Below are 21,276 nucleotides of genomic sequence, written 5' to 3' on the forward strand. Positions count from 1 at the left end.
AATCATATCGCGCACTTTGAGTTTAACTATCGCCTAAGAGGAAAACTAGGAATTTGATAAAAAACAGTTGAATGAGAAAATATAGGTGACATTTGGAACTAGCTGATTACACCAACACTTTCCACACCAGTATCAGTACTATTAGATAATTGAAAATATTTTGACTATCATTTGTTTTCGTTTTTGCAAATTACACCAACTTGAATATGAAGGTTAAAAACACTACAGTTTTCGAAATGCTGTCTCGCATGCGGGAATATTTTCAAATGGATGACTCATTTTCAAACTTAACGACCGCGGATCCTATACGATCAGAATTATACAATTTCAATCAAATGAAAGTCCATGCCGGAATAGTGGCACGGTCTCATAAGATATTAAAAGGCAAGCGGAACGATAAGCTTTTAAAAAGGTTGGATGACAATGAAAAAACCCTGGTAGAGGTACGCAATCTGCTTGTTGAAAGCATTCAATCCGGCCAGTCAATAACACCTGCAGCAGAATGGCTCCTGGATAATTTCTATTTAATCGAAGAGCAAATTGTAACTGCTAAAAAGCACCTGCCCAAAAAATATAGCGAAGGCCTGCCCTATCTGGCCAATGGAAATTCAAGCGATATGCCCAGGGTTTACGATATCGCTCTAGAAATAATTGCTCACAGTGATGGCCACGTTGACTCGAATGGTTTGAAAAGTTTTATCGCCGCTTATCAATCAGAAAAAATTCTGACTCTGGGAGAATTATGGGCTATCCCGATCATGATGAAACTTGCCGTTATAGAAAATCTAAGAAGGATTGCTGAAAAATCAGCTCTTGACATGATTGACAATAACCTTGCAGATTATTGGAGCGATCAAATGATCGAAACAGTTAAGAAAGATCCAGCTGACCTGGTGTTGACGATCGCTGATTTAGCAAGATCAAAGCCGGTTTTAAATAGTCCATTTGTCGCGGGATTTACACGCAAACTACAGGGAAAGGGGCCCACCTTCGCTTTACCGCTAAGCTGGCTCGAGCAACAATTATCCAAGGAAGGAATAGCCGGTACTGACTTGGTTTGGCACGAAAATCAAAAACAGGCTGCAGATCAAGTATCCGTTAAAAATAGCATTGGCACATTGCGATTCATCGGCTCAACTGACTGGCGCAAATTTGTAGAAGGCTCCAGCATTGTAGAGCAAATATTACGGGATGAAATAACAGGTACTTACCTTCAATTGGATTTTGCTACACGGGACAGATACAGGCATGTGATTGAAACTGTTGCACTGCACAGCCCTTTTTCTGAAACAGAAATTGCAGAAAAAACTATTGAATTAACCAAAAGACCCGATATAGAGGATGTGCAATATCCCAGAGAAAGACACGTGGGGTATTACTTGATTGGAAAAGGCTTTTATCAATTAAAGGAAGCTGCGCAGATGCGCTTTACGATAAAACAAAGTCTGAACAGTTTCATGCGGAAAAGGCCAGTTTTCATTTACCTATCTTCCATATCAATTTTTACATTCGCCTTCGCTGTGGGGATGCTCTCGGTAGCCTTGATCTATGGAGATTTTAGCAGGCAAGTTCTGATACTGGTGGGACTGTTAAGTATAGCTGGCTCCGCTCATTTGGCTATTACCTTTACCAACTGGCTGGCAACTATTTGGATAAAACCAAAAATTTTACCCAGACTCGATTTTTCAAAAGACATCCCTTTTGAATACCGTACCCTCGTAACCATTCCATCAATGCTTTCGGGTAAAAATGAAATTGAAGAGAACGTGGAAGCGCTCGAAATTCGTTTTTTAGCAAACCGGGGGAAAAATTTACACTTCAGTCTCCTAACCGATTTTACGGATGCAGACTCAGAGACAATGCCGGATGATCGTTCGTTGCTCAATTTGGTAAGTGAACGGATTGAACAATTGAATGAGAAATACAACCAAGCCGGGCAGCCGGATATTTTTTATCTTTTCCACCGAGCGAGAAAATGGAATCCTAAAGAAGGTAAGTGGATGGGATATGAGCGAAAAAGGGGCAAGCTTTCTGCCCTGAATAGGCTCTTAAGAGATGGGGATAGCAATGATTTTAGCCGAATTGTTGGAGAATATGGAGTTCTCAAAAACACAAAATATGTAATCTCACTAGATTCAGACACGCAGCTTCCAAGAGATGCAGCTTGGAAATTAATAGCTACAATGGCGCATCCCTTAAACAGCGCATTGTATGACGAAGGAAGAAAAAGAGTGGTGGAGGGCTATGGAATTCTGCAACCAAGAGTAGCCTCAGATTTTCCTAAAAGTAAAACATCTCTTTATTTGCGTCTGCAAGGGGATATGAAAGGCATAGACCCTTACACTCGCGCGTCCTCTGATGTTTATCAGGATATCTTTGAAGAAGGCTCTTTTATTGGGAAAGGCATCTATGATGTTGACATTTTTGAAAAAGTTGTAGGCGAGCGTTTTCCTGACAACCGTATCCTTAGCCATGATCTATTAGAAGGATGCTATACCCGATCCGGACTATTAAGCGATGTAGTATTATACGAAAGCAATCCATCCAATTATGAAGCGGATATTAAGCGACATCATCGCTGGATCAGGGGCGATTGGCAAATAGCAGCCTGGATATTGCCATTTGTGAAAAATGGCAATGGAAAGTGGGTCAAAAATAACCTTTCCATTTTGTCCCGATGGAAAATAGCAGACAATCTGCGTAGAAGTTTGTTGCCCATTTCTCTTTTATTAATCTTAGTTCTAGGCTGGTCTGTGCTACCCGAGCCCTGGTTTTGGACACTTGCCGTTACCAATATTATCTTATTACCTGTATTGGCGGCAGCTTTCCTGCAGTTGTTTCACCGTCCTGAAGACTTAGATTTTAAAGCCCATATTTCCGAAATAGGTAGTTCTGTCAAGGAAGTATTATTGCGCTTTATGTTTGGAATAGCTGTACTGCCATACGAAGCCTACCGGTTTACAGATGCTATCCTCCGAACCAACTGGAGAATGTTCATAAGCGGTAAAAAATTGTTGGAATGGACTCCATCTGCCACTGCTTCGCGTCAATCAAAAAACAGTATCTGGTTTATTTCCCAAAAAATGTGGATAGGTCCGGTACTTGCTTTTCTTTGTCTTATACTATTTCTGTACTCGAATTCCCCGGCCTTTTTTGTTTCCATTCCTATTTTAATTTTATGGTTTGTTTCACCTTCTATTGCCTGGAGATTAAGTCTGACAGAAAAAGAAGATGCGCCCGACCTTAGCCAGACCCAAAAGCTATTTCTTCATAAAACGGCTAGAAAAACATGGAGCTTTTTTGAATATTTTGTAAATGAAAGAGAAAACTGGCTGCCGCCAGACAATTTCCAGCAACATCCTGATCGGGTAATCGCACACCGTACTTCGCCCACCAATATTGGCCTCTCTTTGCTGGCGAACCTTACAGCGTATGATTTTGGATATATTGTCATGGAGGAAATGCTTTTGAGATGCGTGAACACGCTCAAAACATTACATAAAATGGACCGCTACAAGGGCCATTTCTACAATTGGTATGATACCCGTTCCTTATCAATTCTGAGACCGGCATATGTGTCCACGGTCGATAGTGGAAATCTGGTGGGGCATCTTCTTATTTTGCGACAAGGCATTATAGCATTTAGATCCAATCCCATTTTCAATCCTGAAAGCTATACTGGCCTTCGCTCGACAGTAGGATTAATTCAGGATTTGCTGAAAGATGAAAGCGATGAAAATATAGAAAATATAGAAAGTTTACTGGATGATGCTATTAGTGAAAAAGATAATTCCTTGTCAGTAATAAAAAGAAATTTAGATGATCTGGCAATTCTCAGCGACCAAATTACCGGGTATGATGAAAATACGGAAACGGGTAAATGGATGCTTAAATTAAAAACCCAAATTGAAAACATCCGAGAAGATTTGTACAGACAAATTCCCTGGCTGAATCTATTACCCATTCCCCAATCATTTACCAGTTTATCAACTTTAGATTTTAATCATTCTTTTCTGTCACTCTGGGAAATAAACGGTGAGTTGAGTCAACAGATAAATCAATACAAAAAAGAAACAAGTAATGAGTATGATGCTGAATGGCTGTTAAAAGTAGAAGCTGCTTTGAAAACCAGGATAGATGTTATACCGGAAAAACTCAGCCTTTTCGAGAAATTGGCCGAGCAACTTGAACAATTGAGCATTGTGGAATATGATTTTTTACTGGACAAACACACCAGTCATCTTTCGATAGGCTATAATGTGGATGAGTTGAGAAGAGATGATAGCTTTTATGATATGCTTGCTTCGGAAGCTAGGATGGGCATTTTTGTAGGTATTGCACAGGGATTGTTGCCACAGGAAAGCTGGTTCTCCTTAGGTCGTTTGCTCACCGATTCGCAAGGCGGACCTGTCCTGTTGTCCTGGAGCGGATCTATGTTTGAATATTTGATGCCGCAATTGGTAATGCCAACTTATGAAAACACCTTACTGCATGCTACCAATATTTCAATGGTAAAGCGGCAGATCGAATATGCTAAAAAGAATGATATTCCGTGGGGCATCTCAGAATCCGGCTATAACAGTGTTGATACCAGTCTGAATTATCAATACCAGGCATTCGGGGTGCCCGGATTAGGGCTAAAACGTGGATTGGAGGATGACTTGGTCATAGCGCCATACGCCACAATGCTGGCATTAATGGTATCTCCGAAAAAAGCAGTATCTAATTTAAAACTTTTGACGGAGCAAGGTTTTGTAGGTGAATATGGTTTTTTCGAAGCGATTGATTATACCAAATCAAGGATGCCTCGTGGCGAAAACCACGTAATCATAAATTCTTATATGGCTCACCACCAAGGGATGGGATTTTTATCCTTTGCGTATGTTTTATTAAACAAACCTATGCAAAATCGATTTGCTTCGGAATTGCGCTTTAAGGCGACCATGCTTCTATTGCAGGAACGTATTCCAAAGAAATCTATCTTTTATGCGCATACAGCCAAAGGTACCGAAATACATACTGCCGTAGCAGATACGAAATTAAGAATTACAAATACCCCAAATACTCCAGTACCAGAATTGCAATTACTTAGCAATGGAAATTACCAGGTAATGGTAACAAATTCAGGAGGAGGATACAGCCGTTGGAAAACATTAGCTGTAACCAGGTGGCGGGAAGATGCCATTAAGGATAATTATGGAATATTTTGCTATATAAAAGACGTCGACAGTGGAAATTTCTGGTCTAATACCTACCATCCCACCCTTAAGCCTTCCAAAAATTATGAGACTATATTTTCCCCGGGGACAATCGAGTTCCACAGGCAGGATTTCGGTTTTGAAACCAAAACCCAGATTGTGGTATCTCCTGAAGATAATGTAGAAATAAGAAAAATTAAAATTACCAATCGGTCACAGGTTGCCAAAGTTCTGGAGATCACCAGTTACACCGAGATTGTTTTGGCCTCCCAAGCTTCAGACGAGGCACATCCTGCATTTAGTAACCTGTTCGTTCAAACAGAGATACAGCCAGAATGCAACGCCATATTTGGCACAAGGAGACCCCGATCCAAAGATGAATTTCCACCTCATTTTTTCCATTTAACGGATGCATATGGAGCAGAAGTGGAAGAAGTTTCCTTCGAAACAGACCGGATGAAGTTTATTGGTAGAGGGAGAACATTAGCCAATCCACAGGCACTGGATGCAGGAAAATTAGCTGGTAATCAGGGAGCTGTTTTGGATCCAGTAATGGCTACCAAATACCGTATAACCATAAAGCCATATAAGACTGCTACCATCGACCTTATATATGGAATAAGTGATAGTCGCGAAGAGAGCGAAGCACTCATGCATAAATACAGGGATAAGAATCTTAAAAAACGCGCCTTGGATCTATCCTGGACTCATAGTCAGGTATTATTACGACAGATTAACGCAACAGAAGCAGATGCACAATTATTTGGAAAATTAGCGGCGTCGGTTATTTATTCTAATCCAGCTTTGCGCGCCAATGAGGCAGTGATCAAAAGCAATTTCAGAGGACAATCCGGACTCTGGAGTCATTCAGTTTCAGGCGACCTGCCTATTGTGCTTGTACAAATATTTAACCTGGAAAGCCTTGATTTGGTAACGCAAATGATCAAGGCTCACAGTTATTGGCAATTAAAGGGATTGACCGTAGATCTTGTGATCTGGAACGAGGATCATGGTTCATACCGACATGAATTACAAGATCAGATCTTAGGAATGATTTCTGCCGTCAACGTCTTGACCAGCCATGTTCCCGGAAAAATATATGTAAAATCTTCTGATCAAATATCCTCAGAGGACCGCATTTTATTTGAAAGTGTAGCCAAAATAATTATTACCGATAATAATGGCTCCTTATCAGAGCAAATATCAGGACAATACAGGGAGATAGGTTCATCCCCATTATTAGAAATCAAACCCCAAGCTGCTGGAAACATAAGTCTTGAAAATTTAATGATGCCAACAGATCTAAAATTCTTCAATGGAACTGGGGGTTTTACGGCTGATGGAAAAGAATATAAGATACATATCGATAATGAAATAACCACCCCTGCACCTTGGGTAAATATCATTGCAAATCCTACTCTGGGAACAGTGGTTTCTGAAAGTGGCTCATCGTACACCTGGGCAGTGAATGCACATGAATACCGTATTACTCCCTGGCATAATGATCCAGTAACGGATACCAGTGGTGAAGCTTTTTACCTTCGCGATGAAGAAACAGGATTATTTTGGTCACCGACGCCTTTTCCTGCAAAAGGTGAAGGGAATTATATCACTACTCATGGCTTTGGTTATACCAGCTATGAACATATAGAAAACGGTATATTTTCCAAAATGAAAGTGTTTGTGGACAAAGAGGCGCCCGTTAAGTTTGTAGTGCTTACGATACAAAATAAAACTGACCATCTGCGTAAACTCTCGGCTACAGGATACCTGGAAATTGTATTAGGCGATATTCGCTCTAAAACCAACATGCATATTCTTTCAGAGTATGATGTGCAGAACGGAGCCTTGTTATTTCGCAATAGGTACAACGATGCTTTTGCCAATCGAGTGGCATTTTTTAAAGTTATTGGTGCAGGTAAGTATAGTTATACCACCGACCGGTCGAAGTTTATTGGCAGAAACAGAAATCTTTCAAATCCTCAGGCTTTATTCAGACAGGATCTCAGAGGAAGAATCGGTGCAGGACATGACACCTGCGCCGGTTTGCAGGGAAAATTCAATTTGCTGCCAGGAGAAGAAAGAGAGCTTGTTTTCCTGATTGGCAGTGGTGAAGATACGGCTGCAGCTATTAAGCTCATTCAGGACTTTTCGGACCTGAGTACAATTAGTCAATCTTTTGACCAGATAAATGAATACTGGAATGGGATAGTAAATACGGTTCAGGTTCAGACCCCTGATGAGGCGTTGAATCTTCTCGCCAATGGTTGGCTTACCTATCAAACCATCGCTTCCAGGTTATTTGCCCGCAGTGGGTTCTATCAATCCGGAGGAGCCTTTGGTTTTAGAGACCAGATTCAGGATGTTTTGTCCTTATTACACAATAAACCTGAATTTGCCCGGGAACAGATACTGCTAAATGCTTCCCGGCAGTTTAAAGAAGGAGATGTTCAGCATTGGTGGCATCCTCCTCAAGGAAGAGGTGTGCGTACAACGTGTTCTGACGATCTCTTATGGTTACCATTTGTCGTTTACAGGTATCTGAATGCTACCGGTGACATGGAGATACTGAAAGAGCAAGCTGGATTTTTGGAATCCAGGCGATTGGATGAAGGGGAGGAGTCTCTCTATGATTTACCGATGAGTGGAAGTTTGATTGCTGATCTGTACCACCATTGTCGTCTCGCCATACAACATAGTCTCCGTTTTGGAGAACATGGCTTGCCATTAATCGGGTCTGGCGACTGGAATGACGGCATGGATCAGGTAGGAAATGAAGGAAAAGGAGAAAGCGTCTGGCTGGCATTTTTCTTTTATGACATTCTTTCCAATTTTGAGAAAGTCGCTAGTAACTATGGTGATAGCGAATTTGCGAAAACCTGTAAAAAGGAGGCTGTTAAGCTACAATCCAATATCGAGAAATCTGCATGGGACGGTGAATGGTATAAACGCGCCTGGTTCGATGACGGAACACCTCTTGGATCGAAAGTAAATGAAGAATGCAGCATTGACGCCATCTCCCAAAGCTGGTCTGTTTTGACAAATGCTGCTCCGGAAGAAAGAAGAAATCAAGCTATGGATTCAGTAAATAAATATCTGGTTAATAGAGATATGAAAATAATCCAGCTTCTTGATCCACCTTTTGATAAATCTGATTTGAATCCGGGCTATATAAAAGGGTATGTACCGGGGGTACGGGAAAATGGCGGACAATATTCCCATGCAGCCATCTGGACCTTAATGGCCTTTGCAGCGCTGGGCGACAGGAAAACAACCTATGAACTCTTTAGTATGGTACAACCTGTAAATCATGCCTTAAATCAGAAGGATGTACAGATTTACAAAGTGGAGCCTTATGTGATGGCTGCGGATGTTTACGCCAATGAAACACATCGGGGCCGTGGCGGATGGACTTGGTACACCGGCTCCTCAGGCTGGATGAATCAATTTATTATTGGTTCCCTTCTGGGAATGGAACTCCAGGTAGACAAACTTAAATTTACACCATGTTATCCTGAAGAATGGCCGTCAGTTACGATTAACTACTGTTTCAAAAGCACAGGCTATACTATCAAAGTATTTCAGGAGAAAAATAGTGAAGGATCATGGTGGAAAATGGCAAATGAGCAGGGCAAAGGAAATATTCTTCCCCTAAAAGATGACGGTATGCAACACCAGGTTGAGGTTCATATTTTAATTTGAGAGGTTGGCATGCCAGTCAACTCTAGTGAAAAAAGACTATATGATTATGCAGAATCTTGCCACTAGCCAAATTAAATTTCATCAGCACCTCGGCATACTTCGACTAGCTCAGCAGAACTAACTGCTCGGTGTCCGGAGATAATGGTTCTTGAGGGGAGGGAAAAGCGCAGCGAAGCCTTACTTTTCCCTCCCCCTTGACATATTCTTAAACCGGTGGCCTAGCCAATAGTAGTGAGCATGCCGAACTAAGACGAGGCCATTTGGTGTATTACTGCCAGTGAGGAGACAAAAGCATCATAGAATTGGGTGAACTTAAGCAATTACGCTACTTGGGTCACCCGTCATCGGCATGCCTCGCTGTGGCGGGTTTTCCGTCTGCTAAATCAAAGAAAATATGGACACTTGCATCATTGCGGATAATCAGATTCTTTAAATTCTAATCTAATTACCAGTTATTCTATTCAAATAAGTTTTCCTTCAGCAAAGAGTCTTCTAATCTCTTTTTTATCAAATTTACCCACGCTTGTTTTTGGTACTTCATTTATAAAAACATAGTCTCTGGGAATCTGATATTTCACAAAGTCTCTCGATAAAAATTCAATTAATTCTTCATCTGAAATTTTATCTTCATCATTCACCAAGACTATTGAAGCCAAGGGTTTTTCCACCCATTTTTCGTCTGGTATAGCAATCACTGCGGCTTCTTTTATTTTGGGATGAGCCATTAATGCAGATTCTAAGGCAACACTGGAAATCCACTCGCCTCCACTTTTTATAAGGTCTTTTGTGCGGTCTTTAATTTCCATATAACCATCTGCATCGATAGTGCTTACATCACCAGTTTTAAACCAACCATCTTCAGTAAAACTATCTAAATTATTAGTTTTAAAATAGGAATTAACAACCCACGCCCCTTTTATTTGTAGTTCTCCCATGGCATTACCATCGGTGGGTGCCAATGTCCCTTCATCTGTCATAATCCTTAATTCCACACCTGGAAAAGCAATACCTTGTTTGGCGCGAATGTTAAGCTTTTCGTTATCTGATAAATGGGCATGCTTTGGTTGTAGTCTACAGACCGTACCCAAGGGTGATGTTTCTGTCATTCCCCAGGCTTGAACCCCCTTTATTCCAAAATCTTTTTCGAAACCTTCAATCAGACTTTTGGGCAGGGCAGAACCACCTACAATATATTCCTCAAGTGCTAGTTTTTCTCTTGGTGGATTCTTCTTCATCTCATGATATACACCCAACCAAATAGTAGGAACTCCATTTGCCTTATTCACCTTCTCTTCTATCAGAATTTTAATAATAGATTCAGGCTGTAAATTTGAAGAGGGTAGGACCATGTTTGATCCAGACAAGAGACATAAATAAGGAAATCCCCAGGCCATTACATGAAATTGTGGCACCACTAATAAAACTGTATCCTGATTGCTATAATTTCCGGCATTGGGTGATAAAATGGTAGATGCATGCAAATACGTAGACCTGTGAGAATATAACACACCTTTTGGTAAGCCTGTTGTTCCGCTGGTATAACACATGCCGCAAGCGTCTTTTTCATTTAATGCAGGCCATTCAAATTCCTCAGATTCGTTCGCCAACAAATCTTCATAATGGATTGTATTAAGTAAGGTTGTTTTGAAATTTGAGGGGGCATTTATCAGTACAAAACAGGTTACAGTTTCAAGCTTACTTGCAATCTTTTCTACTAGTGGAACTAGCGTGGCATCCACAAAGATTACTTTGTCTTCAGAATTGTTGATTACGAATTCCGTTTGCTGACTTGATAATCTGATGTTGATCGTATGACAAATAGCTCCGATACCAGATATGCCATAGTACAATTCTACATGAGGAGCGTGATTCCAGGCGAAAGTACCAACTATGTCACCTTTCGTGATTCCTAGTTTTTGAGTCAACGCATTGGCCAACTTTTTACACCGTTTATACAGATCCCCAAAACGATACTCATGTCGTGTTCCATCTGGTAAATGGGTTATTATTTTTTTATGATGATAAACGCTGTTTCCAAACTCAAGAATCGTATTCGTGGTGAGTGGATAATTCATTATCAAGCCTTCCATACGTGAAAAATTTAAGTTGTTATTTAGTTATTATATCCGCCTTGTCACGGACTATTGAATGGGTTTATTTAAGTGCCAAGGTTCTTTTAAATGAATGCAAAGTAACTGCCCTGGTTCTAAGCTTAGAATTTAATAGCTATCCTCCCACCAAGTGAAACCTGTTGATAAATTTATGAGGAAGTTAGCAACTTACAGTCAAATAGATTTCGGTAAAGCCGTGTATTAGCTAATACTAATATAAAAGCAGAATTATATTTCATCAACCTGCAATACGGCAAATCCCTTTTTGAGTGGAGGATTGCTTTTTCCCAAGCAGGTAGTTTTTATTCGGTAATTTTTATCGGGTTTACTTTCCGTCCTTCTCCCAAAAAAAGCTAGGATGAGGAGGTTGATTATATCCAACATTCTGCCAGGCAAATGCTGCACGGTATTGTGAATCATGCATCAAAGTACAGAATCGGTAATTGCTCGGATGTAGCGTTGAATAAATCCGTAGATTTTTATTATCAGAAGTTCTCCACATCACTTCCTCACGCCAATCACCAAAAAGATCTGCACTCAATTGCGGAGTCGCTTTTGAACCATGATTTGAAGTGCATTCTGGATTTTGTAAAATGATATCTTCCTTTTTGTTAACCCAGTCCCATTTGACAATTTTGTTTCTTTCCACCATTTTTCATTCGGGAATGACTCCAAGCCAGTTTCTGTAAATGCTGCTAATTTTTTATGCTTTCGGGCATAATCAGATACTATTTTCAATTTCCTTGTAGCAGCTTCAAGGTCATATCCATCTCTTCCCGTATCGCTATAATTGTCCATTCCTACCATATCAACCCATTCATTTTCTCTATGGAATACGGTTTTGACTTACCTGACTCAAGCCTGTCAAGTTCATCTTAAACCTAGTGTTTTTCGTCTTCAAAAGAACCTTCAGAATTAACAATTCGAAAATCCTCAGTTTAGAGTGAAATTCATAATTAAAAGACTATTTCAAAAAATATTTTGCTCAGTTCGGGTTTAAATACCGCAATCAATCCAAGTTATGAATTTGATAACAAACCTCTTTTCGAGTGCATTTTAAATTAAGATTGGATAGTAGTGATCGCAGTTTAAGGGGTATTGTCCCTAGATGGTGAATTCGCATCAGTATTGAAATGAGTTGATAAGAAGGTGTAGTTATTACGGCTCACAGGCATTGCACCTAGCGAGACGTCTGTTGTGCACTTGGAGGGGAGCAGGTGGAATTTTTTTCAGACTTGATCGCTAAGTATTTCTAGTATGTGTAGCAATGATTCTTCTACTTTCTGTTTTTACAGCTTCATTTTCTCGGTGTCCCCAGATTTTGTTTCGGGCTTTTTTAGCGCACTGTTCAAGATTGATGATAGGTGCAGGGTAGTCCTTTCCAATTTTGACACCACAGAAGGCTTGATCCATTTCTGTCATTAGCCATGGTTCATGGATGTGGTTTATAGGTACCATGGTTAATTCCGGTACCCACTTTTTGATGAATATCCCTTCAGTATCGTGATCCATAGATTGTTTTACAGGGTTATACATTCTGATAGTATTAATGCCGGTGGTGCCTGCCTGCATCTGAAATTGTGGATAATGAATGCCGGGTTCATAATCTAAAAATTGATTGGCCAAGTGGTAAACTCCCTTTCTCCAATCTTGATCCAGATGATGGCAAAGAAATGAAACCAGCATGGCTCTCATGCGAAAGTTGATCCATCCTGTGGCAATCACACATCGCATATTGGCGTCCACCATTGGATAACCTGTTCTTCCTTCTTTCCAGGCATTAAGCAAGTCTGGATTATCGTCTCGCTCGAGCAACTCGTATCCTCTGTTAATGCAACTATTCTCGTATGCACACTCCACTTCAAATTTTTGAATGAAATGACAGTGCCATTTTAGGCGCGTGAGAAATCCACCAAATGAGCGTTTGTGCTTACTGAAGTTATCATGATTCTTGATGTATTGATAAGCTTGCTTGATGCTGAGGTTGCCCCACGAGAGATATGGTGAGATCCGCGAGCAAGATTTTCTGCTTTCTAATGGTTTGGAGATATGATAGCTGTATTTAGCTCCTCTTTTATAGGCAAATGATTTAAGGTATCTCCAGGCATTTGACTCTCCAGCAGGCTGGTAGTTATCAGCATATTTTTCAAGTTTGGATTGAAGCCCTTTTTCTAATCCAAAAAGGTGCTGTAAAGATGGAAGTTCATTCTTGCTATAGGTGTTTTGAAAGATGGGTTCACTCATTTTTACATACCAGCTTTTGTCCCATCCATCTCGGTTACGGATACCTCTCAGGATTCCGTCCCGCTGAAATTCCCGCCACTCAATTCCAGTCTTATTTAATAGCCTCTTTATATTTTTGTCTCGATTCCAAGTGATCTCTACGCCACTTTCTTGGTAGCTAAAGATTTGCCTGACTTCAAATTCTTGACTTATAAAACTTAGAGCGCTTTCAAATTCGGAATGAAAAATATCGACCTTTCGGTTGTACTTTTCCAGTGCTGAATTCATTTCCAAGATAGATTGGTAAATAAACTGTAGATGGCGCTCTGAAGTATCGGGATGGCAGATTAATGAGGGCTCAAAAAGGTAAATGATCAAATAGGGTAATCCAGCTCTTTCCGCTTCTTGCAGAGGTTCATGATCTTGCGTACGCAAATCTCTTTTGATCCAGACTAGATTGATTTTGTTTTTCAATGAATATCCTATTTTCGGATTAAACTGTAGCTGTTGGTTCTGGGTTCACAATAAAGTAAAAAGTTACTTAGAAGCTTCTAAAAGCGGGTATGAGTTGTCGCTTGAGTTTGTGCAAAGGCAGGGAGGATTACAGATAAACCAGCGCAAGCTCTACTCAGTGGGAGTTTAATATTCTCATCAACATAAAGCTAAGACCCGATAGTGATTAAAGTCAAATTAAGGTGTACTTTTGCGCCCGCAAATAAAACGTCACATGAAGCGCATAAACGAATACAAGAAACTCTTTGGAGTTGAAAAGGAAATCGAATTGACCACCTTGAAAAAGACTTACCGCGAACTAGTTAAGCAGTGGCATCCTGATAAATTTCAAGATGGAGAAGCTTTAAAAGTAGAAGCAGAATTACAAAGCCGAAGGATTATTGATGGTTACCATTTTTTGGTGAGTATAGCGCCAGAAACCATCGAGTCCAATTTAGAAGCCTACACAGAAACGATTAACAACGGTGGAATTGCTGACTATCACCACAAAGGCATGTTGCTGGAAATCACATTTGTCGATGGATCGACTTATGAATATTTTGGCGTGACCCCACAAGTCTATCATAAAATGATCAATAGCGATAAGCTAAACCGTTTTGCCAAACGATCTATTTACCCAAATTATATTTATCGTAAGACTAAGAAAAGTTTGGAGCCAGCTTAAGGGTACTTGTTTGATGATGATTTGATTAGGATAGAAAGGTGTAATTGCATCCGACTGCTTTTCGTATTACCCCTAGCACATTGGTTATTCTACACTCATTTGGAAGCATATCACCTCACATACTGTTCAAGCCATTTTTTGAGTTCATCTAAGTTCAAGTCCTTTGGTAAATAGTTTATGATTTAGACTGGGTGAAGTTTGTGACTTCACCCTAATATCAGTTCTAGTCTTTATTGGTTTCTTGCCTGTTTGCTCAATTGCAAATTGGACTGGATAGTAACGTGTAATTACATCCGACTTCTGTAAGGATTTCACCTAGCTCAACGCCTAATGCTTCACTCAGCATGGGGCGATCCATAGTTCATGCTGACATTGTCCCAATTATGTTCGAACTATTTAAATCCTATCCTGAATCCCTCCCCGAATTTTCGACTTTCAACCTGATAGATCATCAACTTTCTAAGCCTTAAAGCTTGGATGCCATAATAAATTCTCTCCTCTTTTAATGTTGAATCATTTATCCAAAAGAAAAAAATCTTGACTCTGACGTAACCGCATTTTGAAATGAGTGATCCAAGAATTTTTATGTAGTTTAGAAAACAGATGTCAAGGTTACACCTAACATAAACTCGATTTATTTATTATCAATTACTTTTTAACTAATTTACTAGCTACTTTCTGAAAAAAATAAGTGTTTTTGAAAGTACATTTTTTAAAGAATGGTGATTTAGTACAAATTCAATTTTTAAGGTTAATTTGTTACCTAACAGGCCTAATATTAAAGTAACATGTTCGCACAAAATAAACGAACCAGCTGATTATACCCATGAATTTGAATCCATCTTCAATTAAATACGTTTCGCGGATATTGACCCCAAAAGCTAGTAAAACATCTGTTATTACAGAACCTGCCATTAGGCCAAATGCAAGAAGGAACAAAATGTAGTCAGTATTAAGAATGACTTTACGAAAGGTATATAGTAGCGCCACAACTGATGAGCCATAGAAAAGGTAAAATAATTTTTCGCTAATATTCAGATAGTAAGGGATGATTACATCATGTAACAAAAAAAGATCATCAATCATCATAAGTAAAGTCAAAAGTCCTGTAAATAAGAAAAACTGATATACGATTTTAGGTTTGCCAAAATCTTTGGCAATTTTTGAGGAAAAGAAAAGGATAGCAACTGTAAAGCACCAAAAAATTACCCCAATATTTGATAACATTCCTATGTAAGGTTCGACTACTGCGCCAGGTTCGTGCCAAAGCGTTTGGATCGCATCACGTGAAAAATAATCAAATTTAATGCCGTTCATTCTTCCAACAATGAAAAAAACTGCTAAAAATAGCATTGTTGGCACATATACTTTTATCAAAAAAAGTAGTGAATCTTTCTTAAAAATAGTTTCGAAGGTTATATTTTTCAAATTAAAATGGATTATGGTTTGAGGTGCCCTAAATATAGTTTACATTTTTGATTTTCAAATATAATCATAGTTTTAATTATTTTTTTAGGTTATTCTAACTAACAATATCACGATGAATCAGAGCCAAGCTGGATTGCCGTGAGAGGGTTGAGCTTTAAGAAATTTTCGGTGGTCTCGAAAGCATTCCTGATTAGCGAGGAGCAAGGATGCAGGGGAGGTATGTAAGCCAAACTGCAGTTTCTATACTGACTGCCCATCCTGCACGTCGGGGATTTTTCCATTGCTTAAATCGTATCGTAGATTTTATTAGGTGAATTCATGATGATGCTAATTGATTCCCGGTTCAAAGATGTGCGAACTTACTTTCGTGCTTAGAGTTTTTCATACGCGGTTCTGAACGCAATAAACATAGAGGAGACAATTTGCTTGGGGTCACCATCAGAAAGGCTTTCAAAAGAAATGTATCCCTGATAGCCTTGATTTCTTATGATTGGGGCAAGTTTTTTCATATCCACCTCCGTCTTAATGCCATTTGGGAATACATGTTCTTTTATGAACCAATAGTTTGCATAGGGTGCAAGCTTTTCAATTTCATCATAGGGATTCACAGCATTCAGGCTGCCTATGTCTAATATTAATCCAAACCATTCAGAGTCTACTCTTTTAAGTATATCAATAATTTCATCGCTCTGGAATAAAAACTCATTGTGATTTTGTAGTCCTACTATCACACCACTTTCTTCCCCATAGCCAGCGCAGATTTTATACTCCTCTACCAACCAGTTTTTCACTTCATCTCTAGTGAACCCATCATATGAATGTTTTCCTGTAAAAACCCTCATGATTGATGCGCCTAAATTAGACGAAACTGTCAACCATTTTTTGATCAGGTCTCTATCCGCTTTGCGTGAATCTGCATCTGGATTGACAAAGTCATTTCTTATACCGGTCCAGGAGATATTCAGCCCAAGTTCCAGTGCTCTCCGTTTCAGAGGAAAAAGCTCAGAATTTGAAGGGATTTCAGGATAGGAGGGGAAATAGTATCCAGTCAAGTCCACAGCATTCAGCCCGATCTCAGCAGCAAATTCCATCATGTCAAAAAATGTCATTTCACCGCTCCTTAGCAGGGAATTGAAAGAATAAGCATTGACGCTGTATTGCACTCTATGTTGGGCTAAGTTGTCAGTTTTAGAGCTAGCACTTTGGTGATGTGAAGCAAATAAAGCTGGTGCAATTGCCAAACCTCGTAATATATTTCTTCTTTTCTTATCCATCTTTACTGTCAGTTTTTTGGTGTTGTAGAAATAATTTCAACTTCTATGTTGTAATATACCACTTGAACCCCGCCCCTCAGTATTTCTACCTTTGCTACATTATATAAAGACTAAAATATATTGACATGCTTACCAAACAAGAAATCGAATTTTTAGATACCTATGGTTATCTTAATTTAGGTCAATTATTGACCGCAGAACAGGTCAAACAAGTCAATGACCGGATTGAGGAATTGATGCAGTCAGAAGGAGAAAATGCGGGGGCAGAATTAGCAGAATCAAAATATATCCGCCACCCGAAAGAAGAAGGGGCAGACCGCCTGGCTAATTTGGTCAATAAAGGGCCTATTTTTGATGTTTTTTACACGCATCCTCGTGTGCTAGCGGGTATTGAAGCCGTTTTAGGACATGCATACAAATTATCCTCGCTCAATTATCGGGCTGCAAAACCCAATAAAGGGCTTCAAAAACTTCATGTGGATTGGAAAAATACTGTTGTGAATGGCTCGTACAAAGTATGCAATAGTATTTGGCTTTTTGACGATTTTACAGCCCATAATGGTTCTACCCGAATCGTACCCAAATCGCATAAATTAAGCACCTTGCCCGATGAAGTGATGGTAGACCCTAATGACAAACATCCTGACGAAATCCGGATTATAGCTCCCGCAGGGTCGGTGTTTATTTTTAACTCGCACGTTTGGCATGGCGGCACTACCAATCAAACTGACCACGACCGAAGGAGTATTCATAGTTATTTCTGCACAAGAGAGCAACCTCAACAAATTGACCAAAAGAAGTATATAACTGAAGAAACTTTACAACGGATTGGTGAAAAAGGCAGGCATATTTTGGATGTTTAAACTTCACCATTGTAAGTATTATGTTTCAAAATAAAAAAAAGTAAAAATGAAAACCCTTGTTTTAGAAAACCCCAAAGCCTTCAAATTTCAAGAGCAAGAGGCACCTGCAAGCCTTGAAGCCGATGAGGCCTTAGTGAAAATAAAGAATATCGGCATTTGTGGTACAGATTATCACGCTTTTAGAGGCAAACAGCCCTTTTTTAGTTATCCTCGTGTTCTAGGTCATGAATTGGGGGGCGAAGTGGTGAAATTAGGCGGCAATACGAATACAATTAATTTAGGCGATAAAGTGACTATCGAACCCTATTTGAATTGTGGTAGATGTCAATCTTGTCTGAACGATAAGGGGAACTGCTGTGAAAATCTGCAAGTTTTGGGTGTTCATGTGGATGGTGGCATGACGGAGTATTTGAAAGTACCGTATCACAAATTACACAAGTCAAAAATTTTAAGCTTCGAGCAACTGGCTATGGTAGAGCCATTAAGCATTGGCGCTCACGCTGTGCAGCGGGCAGAAGTATCAGCAAAAGACTTAGTCTTAGTCATTGGGGCGGGTCCGATTGGCTTATCTGTTGTGCAATTTACCAAATTACGAGGTTCGACAGTGCTTGTTTTGGACATCAATAAAGACCGTTTGAAATTTGCACGACAGCAAATGCAGGTTGATTTTATTCTTGAAGCAACGGAAGATTTTTCACCTGATATAATCAGGCGTTGCCTTAATGGTTTTTTACCAACAGTCATTTTTGATGCCACAGGTAATCCCAATTCGATGAAAAATGCCTTCAGTTATGTTTCTTTTGGCGGGAAGTTGGTTTTTGTTGGCTTATTTATTGGCGAAGTTACTTTTGATGACCCACTTTTTCACCGCCGAGAAATCACCCTTTTGGCAAGTCGGAATAGTTTGCCACAGGATTTTTCTGATATTATAAAATTGATGGAAACCGGTAAAATTGATATAACTCCATGGCTGACACATCGAGCCGATTTTGACGACTTGCCACATGTTTTTAATGAGTGGCTTGACCCTACAACAAGGGTCATCAAAGCGGTGGTTTCGATGTGAGGCGACTAAGCATATTTCAACTAGTTTAAATAATATCAATACACCACTTCCGAAATCCCTCTGTGGTCAAACAACTTTAGGCTAGACATTTTGTAGAAAGTCCGTTATTTAGACTGGGTGATCTCCGATAATTATCAGAATGCAACTTTACCCAAATATCAAGATCAATATCGGGATCATTAGGATAGAAAGGTGTAATTACTCTGTACCGCTATATGGGATCACACCTAGCTCAACACCAATTCCATGCTCAGAGGTGATCTTAACAGGTTGTTTTAAAAGCTTTTATTACATTAATCCATTGTCAATAAAATTTTCCCAATATGTTCGCTGCTTTCCATAAGACGGTGTGCTTCTCCAGCCTCTTCCAGAGGGAATGTTTTGTAAATAACAGGATGAATTTGTTTTGAATGGAATAGGGGCCAAATGTTTTTTTCCACCTCTTGTGCTATCTGAGTTTTTACTTCAGCAGTTTGAGGCTTTAAAAAACTTCCTGTCAAGATCAGATTCTTACTCATAATGGTCCGAAGATTAACGTTTACGTCAGTGCTCTTCATTCCATTGATATAAACCAGCCGACCTTTTTTATTCAGGATTTCGAGATTCTTTTGGGTATAATCTCCGCCGACCATATCTAAGATGACGTCTATTTTCTCATCCTTCCAGACTTCTTCGAAAGCTTCTTTTTTATAGTTGATGGCCGTTCCGAGATTCAATTTTTTTAGAAAATCAATTTTTTCATCACTTCCGGCGGTGCTGTATACTTTGCAGCCCCAAGCTTTTGCCATTTGTAAACCCATCGTTCCAATGCCGCTGGTGCCGCCGTGTATCAGTAATTTCTCGCCTGGCTGGAGTTTACCCAAATTGAATACATTGAACCAAACCGTAAAAACAGTTTCTGGAATTCCTGCGGCGTCTGTCAAACTGATTCCTTCTGGTACGAGAAGACAATGAGAACTGTCCACCGCAACGTATTCGGCATACCCTCCGCTTGCGATCAAGGCACAGACTTTATCTCCAATTTTTTTGTCGCTTACATGTTCGCCGATCTCTGAGATTTCTCCGGATACTTCCAAACCGGGAATCAAGCTTTCGGTAGATCCTTTGCCGTAGATGTTTATATTTTGCCGGGTGATCACGTCGCTACGATTGACCCCTGCAGCTTTCACTTTGATTAATACTTCGGTTTTTTCCAAGTTTGGTTTTGGGGTTTCCTGTAATTGCAATACTTCCGGTCCACCAGATTTTGTAATATGAATAGCTTTCATTGCGTCGTGTTTTGATGTCATTAAAGATAAGGTAATCTGGTTGGCTTGTGAAAAAGTGCGAGATTCGACTATTGGAAGGCCACACATTTATTGATGTTCTTTGGTGAGTATAGCGCCAGAATCACCAAGTCTATGGTTTGATGCTAAACCCAGTCGTCTCTGGAGAAAAAGCTTAAGGTCTACCGGTTGATGATGATCAATTGATTAGGATAGCAAGGTGTGATTCCATCCAGCTGTTTTAAGGAATTTTCAGTAAAACGGTTAATCCAAACTCATTTAGAAGCTGATAACCTTACATACTGTTCAAGCCATTCTTTGATTTCATCAAAGATAATTTTCCAATAGAAACTGATATTATAAGTTTAAACTTCTGATCCTGATTGACATGAATATGAAGGTTTGCTTCCATCAGGAGAAGCCTTGTCAGCACATATCCAGTTCTTTTATTTCCATCAGTAAATGGATGGTTTTTAACAATGCTTTCTAGAATTGCAGGTGCATTGGCTATGGGTTTAGGGATAGTTCAATCCCATCAAAAGTTTGATAAGGACGATTCAATGCTGAAGCCAGCAGGTCTTTGTCTCGAACTCCAGTTGATCCACCAACTTGTTCAATAAGAATAGAATGGATTTCAAACTTCCTCCTCTGTGATCATTGAGCTAGTCTCTTGAGAAGTTCCTTGTCTTCAGCTAGGATGGTTTTAAAGTTCTGGGAAAGAGCTAAAGATCTGTCAGATTTCCCTTGAACAGATTTAAGGGAATCATATACTTCCTGAAGTACTTGCTCAGGTGTATTATCTAAAAGTGCATTAATTGCAGTTTTTACTTCTTTTCGGGTCACAGCCTAAAGTTATGAATTTGAGTTAAAACCGTTTGGTGATTAGACTTATGGATATCAATCGCTATATTATTTGATATGCTTTTCGTATACCATTAGTTAAATCAAAAAAATGCTTTTGATCTCAAT

At 39.6% G+C, this 21,276-nt stretch carries 13 protein-coding genes; 4 read left to right on the top strand and 9 right to left on the bottom strand.

Annotation, left to right across the window (positions count from 1 at the left end):
* Nucleotides 1–206: 206 nt before the first annotated feature.
* The gene (locus tag BVH04_RS19665) at nucleotides 207–8,900 is read left to right on the top strand and encodes a GH36-type glycosyl hydrolase domain-containing protein (protein ID WP_086543185.1); all 8,694 of its coding nucleotides are present in this window, start codon (nucleotides 207–209) and stop codon (nucleotides 8,898–8,900) included.
* 461 nt (nucleotides 8,901–9,361) lie between these two features.
* Here the strand turns inward: BVH04_RS19665 and BVH04_RS19670 are convergent, their stop codons facing one another.
* The 4 genes from BVH04_RS19670 to BVH04_RS19685 all read right to left on the bottom strand — a co-directional run bounded on the left by BVH04_RS19670 (nucleotide 9,362) and on the right by BVH04_RS19685 (nucleotide 13,708).
* The gene (locus BVH04_RS19670; RefSeq protein ID WP_086543186.1) at nucleotides 9,362–10,990 is read right to left on the bottom strand and encodes a long-chain fatty acid--CoA ligase; all 1,629 of its coding nucleotides are present in this window, start codon (nucleotides 10,988–10,990) and stop codon (nucleotides 9,362–9,364) included.
* 346 nt (nucleotides 10,991–11,336) lie between these two features.
* A complete protein-coding gene (locus BVH04_RS25210; protein ID WP_394335239.1) occupies nucleotides 11,337–11,663 on the bottom strand; it encodes a rhamnogalacturonan lyase family protein in 327 nt (108 codons plus the stop codon).
* A complete protein-coding gene (locus BVH04_RS26505; protein ID WP_317045511.1) occupies nucleotides 11,549–11,809 on the bottom strand; it encodes a hypothetical protein in 261 nt (86 codons plus the stop codon). Before BVH04_RS26505 ends, BVH04_RS25210 begins: the two co-directional genes overlap by 115 nt.
* Before the next feature lie 444 nt (nucleotides 11,810–12,253).
* The gene (locus BVH04_RS19685; protein ID WP_086543188.1) at nucleotides 12,254–13,708 is read right to left on the bottom strand and encodes a cryptochrome/deoxyribodipyrimidine photo-lyase family protein; all 1,455 of its coding nucleotides are present in this window, start codon (nucleotides 13,706–13,708) and stop codon (nucleotides 12,254–12,256) included.
* Nucleotides 13,709–13,961: 253 nt separating this feature from the next.
* Here BVH04_RS19685 and BVH04_RS19690 point away from each other — a divergent pair, with 253 nt between their 5' ends.
* Nucleotides 13,962–14,411 (top strand): KTSC domain-containing protein, encoded by a 450-nt coding sequence (locus BVH04_RS19690; protein WP_086543189.1) that lies wholly within the window; start codon nucleotides 13,962–13,964, stop codon nucleotides 14,409–14,411.
* A 759-nt stretch (nucleotides 14,412–15,170) separates the two neighbouring features.
* Here the strand turns inward: BVH04_RS19690 and BVH04_RS19695 are convergent.
* Nucleotides 15,171–15,839 (bottom strand): hypothetical protein, encoded by a 669-nt coding sequence (locus BVH04_RS19695; protein WP_086543190.1) that lies wholly within the window; start codon nucleotides 15,837–15,839, stop codon nucleotides 15,171–15,173.
* A 371-nt stretch (nucleotides 15,840–16,210) separates the two neighbouring features.
* Nucleotides 16,211–17,113: a sugar phosphate isomerase/epimerase family protein gene (locus tag BVH04_RS19700; RefSeq protein ID WP_086543191.1), complete on the bottom strand. Its 903-nt coding sequence runs from the start codon at nucleotides 17,111–17,113 to the stop codon at nucleotides 16,211–16,213.
* Between the two features lie 125 nt (nucleotides 17,114–17,238).
* On the opposite strand from BVH04_RS19700, the gene BVH04_RS19705 reads away from it, so the two are divergent.
* Both BVH04_RS19705 and BVH04_RS19710 read left to right on the top strand, forming a co-directional pair.
* The gene (locus BVH04_RS19705; protein ID WP_086543192.1) at nucleotides 17,239–17,976 is read left to right on the top strand and encodes a phytanoyl-CoA dioxygenase family protein; all 738 of its coding nucleotides are present in this window, start codon (nucleotides 17,239–17,241) and stop codon (nucleotides 17,974–17,976) included.
* 46 nt (nucleotides 17,977–18,022) lie between these two features.
* A complete protein-coding gene (locus BVH04_RS19710) occupies nucleotides 18,023–19,042 on the top strand; it encodes a zinc-binding alcohol dehydrogenase family protein (protein WP_086543193.1) in 1,020 nt (339 codons plus the stop codon).
* 293 nt (nucleotides 19,043–19,335) lie between these two features.
* On the opposite strand, the gene BVH04_RS19715 is transcribed toward BVH04_RS19710, so the two are convergent.
* From BVH04_RS19715 to BVH04_RS19725, 3 genes are all read right to left on the bottom strand, one after another.
* On the bottom strand, nucleotides 19,336–20,310 hold the full coding sequence (locus BVH04_RS19715) for an NAD(P)H-quinone oxidoreductase (RefSeq protein ID WP_086543194.1): 975 nt from the start codon (nucleotides 20,308–20,310) through the stop codon (nucleotides 19,336–19,338).
* A gap of 292 nt (nucleotides 20,311–20,602) precedes the next feature.
* Entirely contained in the window at nucleotides 20,603–20,830 is a 228-nt protein-coding gene (locus tag BVH04_RS26205; protein ID WP_317045512.1) for a Fic family protein, read from the bottom strand.
* Nucleotides 20,831–20,961: 131 nt separating this feature from the next.
* Nucleotides 20,962–21,150, bottom strand: coding sequence for a hypothetical protein (locus BVH04_RS19725; protein WP_086543195.1), 189 nt, complete (start codon nucleotides 21,148–21,150; stop codon nucleotides 20,962–20,964).
* Between the last annotated feature and the right edge of the window lie 126 nt (nucleotides 21,151–21,276).

It is taken from the genome of Algoriphagus antarcticus, from assembly GCF_002150685.1.
Taxonomy (GTDB): Bacteria; Bacteroidota; Bacteroidia; order Cytophagales; family Cyclobacteriaceae; genus Algoriphagus; species Algoriphagus antarcticus.